The 12,026-nt window shown below is 60.9% G+C and carries 11 protein-coding genes; 3 read left to right on the top strand and 8 right to left on the bottom strand.

Annotation, left to right across the window (positions count from 1 at the left end):
- Positions 1-231 precede the first annotated feature (231 nt).
- The 5 genes from LAP85_28440 to LAP85_28420 form a co-directional block, all read right to left on the bottom strand.
- Complete coding sequence (locus LAP85_28440) at positions 232-1,836, bottom strand: TolC family protein (GenBank protein ID MBZ5500342.1); 1,605 nt, start codon at positions 1,834-1,836, stop codon at positions 232-234.
- Between the two features lies 1 nt (position 1,837).
- Positions 1,838-2,881, bottom strand: coding sequence for an efflux RND transporter periplasmic adaptor subunit (locus LAP85_28435; protein ID MBZ5500341.1), 1,044 nt, complete (start codon positions 2,879-2,881; stop codon positions 1,838-1,840).
- Entirely contained in the window at positions 2,878-3,597 is a 720-nt protein-coding gene (locus tag LAP85_28430) for an ABC transporter ATP-binding protein (GenBank protein ID MBZ5500340.1), read from the bottom strand. The genes LAP85_28435 and LAP85_28430 overlap by 4 nt, the downstream gene beginning before the upstream one ends.
- Positions 3,598-3,621: 24 nt before the next feature.
- Positions 3,622-4,746 carry an ABC transporter permease gene (locus tag LAP85_28425; protein ID MBZ5500339.1) on the bottom strand — a complete coding sequence of 375 codons (1,125 nt, stop codon included), beginning with the start codon at positions 4,744-4,746 and terminating at the stop codon, positions 3,622-3,624.
- A gap of 68 nt (positions 4,747-4,814) precedes the next feature.
- Positions 4,815-5,438 (bottom strand): TetR/AcrR family transcriptional regulator, encoded by a 624-nt coding sequence (locus LAP85_28420; protein MBZ5500338.1) that lies wholly within the window; start codon positions 5,436-5,438, stop codon positions 4,815-4,817.
- 383 nt (positions 5,439-5,821) lie between these two features.
- Between LAP85_28420 and LAP85_28415 the strand changes: the two genes are divergently transcribed.
- Genes LAP85_28415 through LAP85_28405 form a run of 3 tightly spaced genes read left to right on the top strand, consistent with a single transcriptional unit; the run spans position 5,822 to position 7,445 of the window.
- A complete protein-coding gene (locus tag LAP85_28415) occupies positions 5,822-6,073 on the top strand; it encodes a hypothetical protein (GenBank protein MBZ5500337.1) in 252 nt (83 codons plus the stop codon).
- The gene (locus LAP85_28410; protein ID MBZ5500336.1) at positions 6,070-6,522 is read left to right on the top strand and encodes a cobalamin-dependent protein; all 453 of its coding nucleotides are present in this window, start codon (positions 6,070-6,072) and stop codon (positions 6,520-6,522) included. The genes LAP85_28415 and LAP85_28410 overlap by 4 nt, the downstream gene beginning before the upstream one ends.
- Positions 6,519-7,445, top strand: coding sequence for a radical SAM protein (locus LAP85_28405; GenBank protein MBZ5500335.1), 927 nt, complete (start codon positions 6,519-6,521; stop codon positions 7,443-7,445). Before LAP85_28410 ends, LAP85_28405 begins: the two co-directional genes overlap by 4 nt.
- A 152-nt stretch (positions 7,446-7,597) precedes the next feature.
- Here the strand turns inward: LAP85_28405 and LAP85_28400 are convergent, their stop codons facing one another.
- The 3 genes from LAP85_28400 to LAP85_28390 form a co-directional block, all read right to left on the bottom strand.
- Positions 7,598-8,023 (bottom strand): hypothetical protein, encoded by a 426-nt coding sequence (locus tag LAP85_28400; GenBank protein MBZ5500334.1) that lies wholly within the window; start codon positions 8,021-8,023, stop codon positions 7,598-7,600.
- A 1-nt stretch (position 8,024) separates the two neighbouring features.
- Entirely contained in the window at positions 8,025-9,389 is a 1,365-nt protein-coding gene (locus tag LAP85_28395) for an aminotransferase class V-fold PLP-dependent enzyme (GenBank protein ID MBZ5500333.1), read from the bottom strand.
- A gap of 205 nt (positions 9,390-9,594) precedes the next feature.
- On the bottom strand, positions 9,595-11,298 hold the full coding sequence (locus LAP85_28390; protein MBZ5500332.1) for a serine hydrolase: 1,704 nt from the start codon (positions 11,296-11,298) through the stop codon (positions 9,595-9,597).
- Positions 11,299-12,026 lie beyond the last annotated feature (728 nt).

Below are 12,026 nucleotides of genomic sequence, written 5' to 3'. Positions count from 1 at the left end.
AGGTCGCATCGCCAAAGTTATGCAGAGCCGTACAGCGATACTGCACCTATGACAAACGGAATCGCCCCAACTTTGTCTCCGCAATGGAAGCGATCCTGCGGAAAACAGCTGGCTCTCCTTAACTTGACGCGCATGCCTGTAGGGGCGACACAATTTCCGTCGGAATTGCGTCACTATATTTTCTGATCCTCAGTGGAGTTCTGCATCATAGTGTCCTCCTCCCGCCAATGGTCATCGTCTTCCTGAATCCCATTCCACGTGCATGCCGCTCAAAGCCAGCGTCGTACCCAGTGCCGCCTCATACTGCGCGACGGCCTTGTTAAAGGCGGCTTCGCCGTCCACCTGGCGGCGCCGCGCCGCAGAATATTCGTTCTGGCGCGTGAGCACCATGAAATTGGTCGATTCCCCGATTGCGAACAGCCTCGATTCGCTGTCGAGCTTCACCAGCGCCGCTTTTGTGCTTGCCTCTGCCGCCTGCATGCGCTGAGCAGCGGTATCGAGCGCCTGGAACGCATTTCGCACTTGTGCCTGGATGATCTGTTCGGTGCGCAGCCGCGTGAATTCAAGGCGCTTTTCCGCGATGGCATCAGCGGCGAGATTGGCCTGCGCCGTCCAGTTCCGCCCCGTGAAAACGAAGGTGATGCCCGCCTGGACCGACCGGCAATCTCCGCCGAACAGGCTGGAGAGGGACGATCCCAAGCCGCCTGCATGCAGACCAGGCAGGAGTGTCGGAGCAGGAAGGAACGGCGCCAGTGGATTCACGCCCGGCCTGACGCTCCCTGCCAGGCCCGCCAGCGAATAACTTGCCACCAGGTTGATCTGGGGCTTGACGAGATCTCCGTCCTGTTTCGTCTGCACCCGGACAACGGCCCGCTCGGCTTCGATGACTCTGAGCTCGGGGCGGAGGCGCAACGCCTGGTCCATGGCTTCCTTGATTTCGATCGCCGCCGGCGGTGCCACGGCCCCGCTGTCCGCCGGCACGATTTCCTCGTTCCACAGGCTCTCGAGCCGGTCGTGCGCCAGAAGCGTCTTCAGGCTGTTCTCGAACTCCGCAACCGCGCCCGCGCAGCGGTACAGGTCGTCGAGGCGGCTCTGGAACTCGGCTTCCGCGGCGGAAAGTTCGACAGCCGGAAGCGCCCCGGCCTCAATCATGCGCCGGATCTGTTCCCGTTGAACCTTCGCCAGATCGACGGCTTCGGCCGCCACTTCCGATTGTCTGCACGCCGCCACGAGATCCCAGTAGACCTGTTTCACACGCGTGATGACCTCGATGGCTTTGATTTCCAGTTGCGCCGTCGATGCGTCGCGTTCCTTGGAGCGAATCCTGATCTGCGCCCGTTCACCATCGATCTGCCGCCCGCGCATCAATGGCTGCGTGACCGTAAAGCTGAGCTGCGAGGAATAGAACGGGCTGAGCGATTGGAACGGATCGGTCGAGGTCACGCGGTTGTTGCTGAACTCTGCATCCAGCTCCAACCCGTTCCACCCGGTTTTTTGTCGCAGGGCGAGGATCTGCCCCGACGAATGCTGGTTGAGAACGCCGCTCGAACCCTGGAGCACGGATGCCACCGGCGTGTTGAAGTTGCCGAGCGAGGGCTGCCAGCGGACGACCGGATCGAAACTGCCCGAAGCCGCGCGTATCGCCTCGTCCGCGGCGTCCACATTCAGGCGCTCGATGGCCACATCCAGGTTGGCTCGAATGGCCAGTTCCACGGCCTGTTCCAGCGTCAGCCGCCGCTGCGCGAGCCCGGCTCCGATCTGGGGCGGAGCCGCGATTGCATCGTTCGCGCTCCATGCCAAGGCCGCCATCAGAAAGATCCAGAAGCTGTGTCGCATTTTATTTCCCTCCGCCGGCAATAATGAACGAATCGACGCGCAGGCCCAGCGGCAGTGGCGGATGGCCATCCAGTTCCACAAGCGTCTCAAGCACCTTGGTGTCGAGCTTCTCCGAAGGCTCGTCGGTCGGAACATTCTTTTTGCCCAGCTCGCGGCCGACGCTGACCACGCGTCCCCAGAACTTCTGCGGGCCGAACGCCTGGGCGGTGAAGTAGGCGCGGTCGCCGGGACGCAGCCTGGCCACGTCGGTCTCGTCCACGTCCACGCGCACGCGAAGGCGGGAATCGTCGCCGAAACTGACGATGGGCGTGTCACCCCTGTCGGACACCGTCTCGCCGGCCTTCCGGAATCGCCTCAGCACGCTCCCATCGAATGGTGCGCGCACCACTGTCTTTTCAAGCAGCGCTTCTGCTTCGGTCAACTGCGCGCGGGCCAGTGCCAGGCCGGCCTCCGCGCGTGCTCTCTCGTCGGCGCGGGCCGGCGCATCGACAAGAGCATGGCGTTGCATCGCCTGCCCCAGCCGGGCTTCGGCCACCTGGTATTCGCGTTCTGTGCGCTCCCAGTCCGACCGCGAAACATCGCCGGTCTGAAACAGCGATTGGCGCCGCGCCATCTCAGCCCGGGCGTTGGCCAGTACCGCCTCGGCTTCCTCCACCGCGGCCGCGGCCTCGCGGCGTTCCTGGTCGCGAGCTCCGTTGACGATGCGCTCGAGCTCGGCCTGGCGGATTGCAATCGTGGCGGCGGCCTCCCGAACTCGCGCTTCATACTCGGCATTGGCCAGCACCGCGATCACCTGCCCATGCCGCAGGTGCTGTCCTTCCTCCACCGTAACCTCCCGCAGCACGCCGGCAAGCTCCGATCCGATCTTGATCACCTCCGATACCGGCTCCACCTTGCCCGCCGCGCAGATTACGGCGTTGCCTGGCGCCCCGGAAACGGCCGCAGGCGGCGCCGGGCGCGTGGCGGTGCGGCCGTGAATCACGGCTGCCACAGCCGCGCCTCCCGTGATTAACAGTACCGACGCATAAATGATCCGCATTTTCATTGTTCCCCTCCCGCAAATTCATGAATCCGATCGCGCGTCAGCACCTCGCCTATGCGCCCGTCTTCGATGCGGACGATGCGGTCGGCGAAGCCTAGCGTGCGATTGTCGTGAGTAACGATCACCACCGCCCGTCCCTTGTCTCGCGCCAGGCTGCGCAGCATGTCCATGACGGCGCCGCCGCTGGTCTTGTCCAGCGCCGCCGTCGGTTCATCGGCCAGAATGATTGACGGTTCGCCCGCCAGCGCCCGGGCAATCGCCACGCGCTGTTTCTGGCCACCGCTCAAATCTGCCGGGAACGCGCCATATTTGTCGCTGAGGCCGACGCCGTCCAAGAGCGTGCGCGAGCGCCTGTGCGCCTCCGCGCCGCGAATCTGCTTCAAGTCCAGCGCCACCTCCACGTTTTCCGCTGCCGTCAGGGTCGGAAACAGGTTGAAGCCCTGGAACACGAAGCCGATGTGGTTCAGCCGCAGCGCCGGCAGTTCCCGCTCGCGCAGGCGCGTGATTTCACGGCCGGCGATCTTCACGCTGCCGCTCGTCGGGCGCAGGATGGCACCCATGATGGAAATCAGGGTGGTCTTGCCGCTTCCCGACGGCCCCATCAGCAGGGTCATTTCGCCCGGATGCACATCCAGGTTTACGCCGTCCAGGGCCCGCGCGGTGGCGGCACCCTCGGCATAGGTTTTCGTCAGTTCGCGCACTTCGATCGCAGGCGTCATGGATGATTCCCCTCCCGTTCTCGTTCAGCCTTTGAACACCATGGCCGGATCGATCTTGGTCACCTTGTTAATGGACACCATGGCCGCGCTCACGCACATCATCAGGGTGAGTCCGAACAGGCCCACCCGCACGGCATGGGGCAACACAATATTGGCGCCGCCGCCGCGGCTCGACCATTCCACGGCCATGGCGAGCGCAATCCCTACGCCGTAGCCGATCAGTGCGCTGATCACGGCCTGCTGCAGGATAATGCGATAGATGTAGCCGTTGGTCGCGCCCATTGCCTTCAGGGTGCCGAATTCGCGGATGTGATCGATCGTGGCGGCGTAGATCGTCTGCGCCACCACGACCACGCCCACCAGAAGCCCCAGCACGGCCGCCATAATCACCGTTACCCCTGCGCCCGTGCCGAACATCCAGTAGCGCGTGGTTTTTGAGCTGAATTCCGCCGTGCGGAACACGTCCACGTCGCTCATCCGCGCCAGAAGATCGGTCCGAAGCTGCTCCAGGTTGGTTCCCGCCGCCGCCTTCACCAGCAGGAACACCGTCTGGTTTTCGGCTGTTCCGGTGTAATGCTGCGCGTTCTTGAGCGACGCAAACACCAGCGGCGACGTGGTGAAGGTGCGGATCCCCTCGGTGAAGCCGACAATGCGCGCACGGATGTTACGGATCTCCACTGTCTGGCCCACGTGCGTCACCCCCAGCTTCTGCGCGTAAAAGTGGTCGATGATCACCGTGTCCGGCAGCTTGAGATCGCGCACTTCGCCCTGGCTCATGCGCCACGGGCCGCCCAGGCGGCTGTCGGGGTCGAATCCCACGATTTCGCAGCCCTCGACGGATCCGTCCGGACGCTTCCACTGGCTGAACCGCACGATATATTTCTGCACTTCGGCCACCCCAGGCACAGCGCGCGCGTGATACAGCTGTTTTTCTGAGAAAGAGACTCCCACCTCGATGTATTCCACACCCTTGGACGCGATCCAAAAATCCGCGCCGGAGTTATCGATCAGGTTCGAGGTGGTGGAAGTAAAGCCGATGAACAGCCCCGTCTGCACGGCCACCAGCACCACCGCGAAGATGATGCCCGTCAGCGTGACGGCCAGCCGGACCCGATCGTGAAACAGGTTGCGAACGGCGAGCGATGCCATGAACTTCATTCCTCCGTAACGTCGGTTATCTTATTAACATCGTTAATCATATAGGCAAAAAAAATGTCCTACTTGAGCAGCCCCCGCAGGGCCGTGTCGAGGGTCAGGTTTACCAGCCGCTCGTGTTCGATCCAGGGAAAGGCCGTGGCGTGGGTGATTTTGAGCGCCGTCACGCCGTGGATGACCAGCCATAGCGATTGGCTGACCGCCAGCACGTCGGTCTCGCGAAAAAGCCCTGCCTGGATGCATTCCGCGACGCCTTGCGTCAGGTATTGAAACGCCCGCGCTCCCGGACCCTGGGTCTTGACGACTCCATCGCATACCGCATCGCACGGAGTCATGAAGGCGACTCGATACTGGTCGGGGTGTTTTATGCCGAATTCAATGTATGCTTTGAGCCCGGCCTTCAGGCGCTCGACCGGATCCTCCCCGGCCTCATTGACTTTCTCCAGCCTCTTCGACAAGAGCGCGAAGGTCTGGTTACAGATCTCGTCGATCAATTCGCGCTTGTCGCGGAAATAAAGGTAAATGGTGGTGGGCGAATACTCGATCTTCTCCGCGATCCTGCGCATGGAGACATTCTCGTACCCCTCCTTGGCAAACAGCTCGCCGGCCGCCGCCAGGATTTCCAGCCGCAATTCCTCTTTCTGCCGATGCCGTCTCTCTGTCACGCCCATAATGAACAACGTCAATATAATTTACTCTGTTAAGTTTGTCAAATATTATTTTGTGAGCCGGGATGATTGAGGGGCTCTGCAGCACCCGACATCGCGGCCACAGCCGCAGTTCCTCCATCACAAACGGCGTCTTGAGCACAACGGGCAGGGTGAAGCCGGACCGCTGTGCTAAACCCCGCGTTTGCGCGCGGGGCCACTCACTGCCGACGCTTCGCGCTTGATCTGCGGAAGGTGCCAGGGCCATGAGATCCCGCAAGAAAGGCCCGAAGGCCGGCAGTAAGTAGGCCCGGCCGTAAGACCGGGATTCCAGCAGGTTCAAGAATTGAGCGCCGAAAGTGCGACGCAGATAGCGATTTGCGTATAGGGTTCAGGGCAAGCTGTCGCACTCCAGAGCGCTGGTGAAGCGCCCGCGCGGTGTGCTATCGCGCGCAGCGATCGATCAGCGACCGTTGTTGTCCGGCACCGTAGGGCAGGCGGAAAAGCTCCTGTTCATGGCCAAAAGCGGCTATGATTTCGCCGTGAATACGGATCTCGGCGTGAAGGATGCTCAAATGAATTTGATGGCCGCGCCCGGAAGTCTGGCCAGGGCTCAGCGCGATAACCGCGTGGCGTGGTTGAACCCGGACAGTTCCACAAGGAGAGTGCCGTGAAAATTCTGCTCATCGAACCTCCGAAGGCTCCCGTGACCATTGGCGGCGAAGAGGTGTTTCTTTTCGAGCCGCTGGCCCTGGAGTACGTGGCCGCAGGCGTCGCCGGAGATCACGATGTCCGCATCCTCGACATGCGTCTCGACAAGGGGCTTGCTTCAGTACTCGAAGACTTCATTCCCGACATAGTCGGATTCACCGCCTACACCGTGCACGTAAATACGGTCCGGCATCTTGCCCGCGACATAAAGAAATGGAACAAGGGGACGCTCACAGTGGTCGGTGGACACCACGCAACGGTCGCGCCTGCCGATTTCCTGGCGCCGGAAATTGATCTCGTGGTCAGCGGCGAAGGGATCGAGCCGTTCCGGGAAATCGTTCGTCGTCACGAATCCAGGCAGGGTTCGAAGGCATACCCGGCCTGGCGGTCCAGTCCGATGGGGGCCTCGTGATTAAGGATGCCGGCGCTGCGATCGACCTCGACGCAGCTCCTTTTCCTGCGCGGGCTCTGACAGCCCGATACCGGCGGCAATACTACTGCGAGTGGATGAAGCCGCTGGCCTCAATGCGCACGTCCAAAGGGTGTCCGCATCGTTGCATTTTCTGCGCCGAATGGAAGACCGCGGATGGGCGCTATTTGCGAAGATCGCCCGAACGGGTCGTGGAGGAGCTCAGGCAGATAGAGGAGGAGTGCGTCTTCTTTGCGGACGACGAGTCTCTCGTGGACATGGACCGCATGGCGCGCATGGCGGCGTTGATTGGCCAGGCCGGCATCCGCAAGCGCTACTTCCTCTATGGTCGCAGTGACACCATCGTGCGGCACCCTGATCTGTTGAAGGCATGGCGCGATGTCGGCCTCGAGCGCATTTTCGTCGGCCTGGAGTTCGTGCGCGACGAGGACCTCGCATACATCCGCAAGCGCTCGACGGCGAGCGACAACGAGCAGGCGATAAAAGTACTCCAGGACCTGGACATCGACATTTATGCTTCGTTCATCGTCCGGCCCGAGTTCGGCCGCGAAGACTTCGCGGCGTATCGCAGCTACTGTCGGAGACTCGGGCTCAACTTCGCTACTTTTGCCGTGCTCACGCCCCTCCCGGGCACAGACCTGTACGATGAGGTCAAGGATCGGCTGCTCACCCACAATTTTGATTACTTCGATTTCATCCACACCTTGCTGCCGACAAGCCTTCCCCTGGAGGATTTTTTCGCGGAATTGACGCGGCTTTACCGCAGCGCGATCCCTCCATGGAAGCAACTCCCCTTGCTGCGGCGATATGCCCTGCGCGACATTCCGCCGTTGCTGGTGAAATCGCGGCATGCCTTTGCCCGCCTGCGCACGGCATACCGGGACTACGATTCAATGCAGGATTAGTCCGGTGTGAAGTTCTCGTGTGCAGCACCCCGGTGCGGGAGCAGAAATCCCGCGGTTACCTGCAAGATCCTTCTCCTGAGCGTCGATCCGCCGAACTGGAACCGGAGCGGACGCGAGGACCGATCGGTGGCGCTCAGCGACCAGGGCCGGCGCTACTTTGCCGCTTTCTGTCCTTTGATGGTCTGGCGCGAGTGTGCTCCTTTCGTGACGTGGAGCAGGCATCCGTCCTGCCCGGGAAACCACACTTCCGCAAGCAAGTAATCCGTCACGTACTCGGTATAGGAAGGTTCGAAGTTCCCGACCACATCAAAGATGAGCTGGGGCTCGGCGAAGGGCGGGCTCGGTTGCGCCAGCGTCTTGAGGACCGTGATCGCGACTTCACTGCCGTTCGGTTCCTGGCGAATGGTGATCTGTTCGTTCCCTTTTCGGGCGATCCTGTAATCGCCGGCCGGGAACTTCTTGTCGCCCGCCTGGAACGTGAACGGGACCTTGAACGTTCCCTGGGCAAAGCAGACGCCAGCGCCTGCGACGAGGGTGAAAACCAGGACGGCAACGAGCAAAACGATAAGACGTTTCATGTCAGTCGATCCCTTCGGTCATAACGGGGAAATCAGCGTCCCCCGAGGTCGGCACGCCGTTCTTCATCGCATCCTCCATCGCTGCGACGAACGTGTCGATCTCCTCGAGCGTCGTGTAGACGTTCGGGGAAATCCGGAGGGCTTGATAGTCGAAGACCTGGTTGGGGGGAGCTCCGCCGACGAGCGCAACGACCACGATCCTGTATTTGTTCATCAGGAATCTCGCCAGAGATCTGACGTCGATCCCTTCGATGTTCACCGCCGCGACCGCCCATGTCTCGGCGGGCTCGCCGAGGTTCGACAGAATCTTGATGCGCGGATGGACCTTGAGCGCGTTCGCCCAGCGCAAGGTAAGGTAGCGTAATCGTGCCGCCTTGCGCTCGGCCCCGATGGCCTGATGGAAGGCCAGGGCTTCGCCGAGGCCGGCCCGGATGGCCCACGGGTGTGTCCCGATGGCCTCGAACTTGCGGATATCGTTGTCCTGTTGCTCCGGCGCGGCCTGCAACGGCCAGAATTTCGGGATCATTTCCCGGCGCATATACAGGCAGCCGTTCCCGATCGGCGCAAGCAGCCATTTGTGCAGGCTGACGCCGTAGGCGTCGCATTCGAGGTCCCGCAGTTTGAACGGGAACTGCCCCAACGCATGCGCGCCGTCGACGATCGTGACGATCCCTTTCGAGCGGGCCAGGCGCGAGAGCCTCTGCACCGGGAACATCTGGGCCGTGAGGTTGGTCACGTGACAGAAATGGAACACTTTCGTCCGCGGCGAAATCGCTTTCTCGAAACGTTGATAAAGATCGTCCTGGGTCGTCGGCACTGGGAATTGGAGGCGGGTCACCTTGATGCCGTCGCGGCGCATCCGCTGGTCCCAGGTCGTCAGCATCCGGGGGTAATCCTGCTCGGTCGTGATCACCTCGTCGCCCGCCTTGAGATCGATCCCGTTCTGGGCGATCTGGAGGGACTCGCTGGCGCCGCGCGTCAGGGCCATCTCCTCGGGGTCGCAGCCGAATTCGGCCGCCATCCGGAGGCGGATCGTCTGAACGTTCGCCGCAACCTGACCCTGATAATGGACGGGCAGCATATTGATCATGTCCATGTAGCGCCAGACCGCTTCGAGAGCGACCCGCGGGGTCGGGCAGGTGAAGCCGTTGTTGAGGTTGATGAGCGTGCGGTCGAGCTTGAAGGCTAACTGGATCTCCCGCCAGAAGAATTCATCTTTCGCGACCTCCGCCGGCGCCCGGTCCGCAATCGATTGGGCGGCGGCCGTGACGCGTTCGAGACCGCCGGCCTTCAGTGCATATGCCCCTGTCCCGAGGACACCGGCTGAACGCAGGAACGAACGTCGACTCCATATCCCAGATCTCATTTAGGGCCTCCTCGAATTGACGTTTGCAGCGATTGTAGACCAGGACTCGAAAAGGCGTCAAGGACGGGGGGAGAGGCCTATTAACTAATTTTCGATATCAGGGACGCCACCCTATTTCCCGATAGTGCGCAACGTGTCATCGGCGACACGCCGCTCGGTATCATCCCCAGCCACGCCGCCGGAGCCACGGAGATTGCGAAAGATTTTATTTCTTCACCTCCAGGCGTTTGAGGGCGTCGATCGCCGAGGACAGGCGGGGATCAATCTCCAGCGCCTTGCGATAGAATACGACGGCTTTGTCCCGGTCCCCTTTTTTCAGCCAGGCTTCTGCCAGAGAATCCAGGCAGTTGGCGGACTTCGGGAACCGTCCGGCGTTGTAATCGAGGATCGCAATCGCCTCCTCGACGCGGCCGGCGCCGAGGAGTGCGTATCCCAGGCTATTGATCGCGCCTTCCAGTTGCGGTTCTGACCTGAGAGCCTTGTCGAGCAGGTCGGTCATTGCGGCTCGATCTCCCTCGGCAATTTTGATCGCGGCCATCATGACCATTGCCTGAGGATTGTCAGGGAGGTGTTGCGAGTACAGTTCCACAGCTGTGCGCGCGCCTGCGAAATCACCCTGGCTTAGTGCTGCCCTGGCCAAATAAAAGAAGCGCTGGCCGGCAGTCGATTCCCAGTCGGACCGGCCTGGCATGAGCGCAATCGCCGTTTTTGTCGCCTGCCTCATGCCCCCCGTCAGAAAGGCCCGGGCGAGTTCCATGGCCGGCGCATCCAGCGTCGGGTAACGGAAATAGGCGGTGGCGATGGCCGGCCTCTCCAGGCCCATAACTTCGCGCGTGATCACGGGCGTGATAGCATGAGCATTGGCGCCGTTCATGAAAAAGACAACGCCGCGCTTGTTTCCGGGGAAAATTTCGAAATAGGCGTTAAAGTCGCCGTTGTCGCCCCAGTGCCACAGAGTTTTCCCCTTCTCGGTCTGGTTCACGCCGACTCCCAGCCCCCAGTAGAAATTGATTTCTCCCTTGCCATCCCTGCCGCGCACCGCAATCTGGGGCCGAATCATCTCCTGCCAGGTTTCCCGGCTGAGCCCCTCACCGCTTCCGAGTGCGACCAGGAAGCGGGCATAATCAGCGGCTGTGGTGTAGAGAGAGGCACCGACGAGCGGGACCGTGATCTTGCCGCGCTGCGTGCGGTGGCCAAGGATATCGTGGCTACCAGCAAACTGCTTGTCATAGGATTCCTGCCAGACATAGCTGCTGTTTTTCATGCCCAGCGGCTCAAAGACCATTTCGCGCATGAAATCGTTGAACGATCTTCCGGTGATCGCCTGAACGGTGACGGACAGGAAAGTGTAGGCTTCGCCCGAATAGCTGAAGCGCTCGCCCGGGTCAAATAGAAAATTCATTGGCCGCCCCCTGAACCAGTTGGGAAAACCGGTGCAGTGCGTCAGCACCATGCGCGGAGTGATTTTCTTGTCCCGGAGGTCCCCACCCTTTGTGGGCGGATAGGCCGTGTTCAGGTCCGCCTCAGAGATTAACTGCGCAAGCGGTTTGTCTAGATCAAGCTTCTTCAGGTCCACCAGCTTCATGACGCCGTAAGCAAAGACCGGCTTGCTCAGCGATGCAGCTTCGAAAACGGTATCATCCTTGACCGGCTCTCCGGTTTCGGCATTTTTCACCCCGAGGCAGCCTCGCCAGGCCACCCGGCCATTGTCGAGGACGGCTATGGAGATTCCCGGTACAAGGGCTTTGCGACGCAGCGGCGGAATTTTTCCCCCCAGTGCCTTTCCCTGGGCGCCGGCTTTCTGTGGAACTGTCGGGAGCGCTACCGTCAGGCTCGACACAAACACGAACACAAGCATGAACCGCAGAAGGTTGATGAGCTGTTGACTGAGCTTCGATCCGGTTTTCAAGGTTTGGCCTGCTTTCTCCAGGCGATTTTCAAAGGCCAGGTCGATATCAAATTCACTCGTTCGCCGGTTCCGGACAGAAATCCGCCCAGCCACCGGAGATCCTGTTGTCTAGACGAGCGGAACAGGGTCCCGGTTCCAACGGTTCTGAAAACGGGGGACCCTTGGGTGCACTCGAGCCACTCGCCAGTAACCCTCGCCTCATGATTCATTTCCTCAGAATTTTCAGAATTTTCATAAGCCATATCTGTGCCTGCACGATTTCAGCGCTGACAATCGAGTCAGCCGGTCAGACCACAGCCTGAGCGGGCTGCGCGGCAGAATTGCAAATTGTTTGCCCTTTGCGGCAGTTCACCTGACTCATCCCCGTGTGGTGAAAATAGTCAGCCGTGCCACAAATGACGGCAAGGACGTAATTGGAGCAGCACGCCGGCCAGCTTTCCTGGACTGTCTTTCGGGACGACCAACTTGTCGGTAGCAATAAGTCCCATAAGGTGAAAAAACTCAGCCGATCCGCAAACGGCTGAAGCAGCGGGTCTTGCTCCGGATGGCGGAAACCCTTGGTGCGATGCTTCACAGGGGAAATCGGGTCGCGTCCCACTGCTGTCCCACTGAGCAAATTTAGAAATCTAGCAACCCACAGTGTTCCATTGAGTTGCATCAAGAAACGACCGTAATCGATTTGAATTGCGATCTACACTTCGGCCTTCCGACTTTATGCAGAAAGGGGA

This window comes from Terriglobia bacterium (genome assembly GCA_020072565.1).
Classification (GTDB): domain Bacteria; phylum Acidobacteriota; class UBA6911; order UBA6911; family UBA6911; genus JAFNAG01.
The sequence above is the reverse complement of the archived record's forward strand: the minus strand, read 5'-3'. Positions and strand labels throughout refer to the sequence as shown.

What these genes read in the sequence shown, in the direction of transcription:
- LAP85_28430 (MBZ5500340.1), bottom strand. Translation starts at nt 3,597, where the DNA reads ATGACGCCTGCGATCGAAGTGCGCGAACTGACGAAAACCTATGCCGAG.
- LAP85_28400 (MBZ5500334.1), bottom strand. Translation starts at nt 8,023, where the DNA reads ATGAAACGTCTTATCGTTTTGCTCGTTGCCGTCCTGGTTTTCACCCTC.
- LAP85_28395 (MBZ5500333.1), bottom strand. Translation starts at nt 9,389, where the DNA reads ATGAGATCTGGGATATGGAGTCGACGTTCGTTCCTGCGTTCAGCCGGT.
- LAP85_28425 (MBZ5500339.1), bottom strand. Translation starts at nt 4,746, where the DNA reads ATGGCATCGCTCGCCGTTCGCAACCTGTTTCACGATCGGGTCCGGCTG.
- LAP85_28435 (MBZ5500341.1), bottom strand. Translation starts at nt 2,881, where the DNA reads ATGAAAATGCGGATCATTTATGCGTCGGTACTGTTAATCACGGGAGGC.
- LAP85_28440 (MBZ5500342.1), bottom strand. Translation starts at nt 1,836, where the DNA reads ATGCGACACAGCTTCTGGATCTTTCTGATGGCGGCCTTGGCATGGAGC.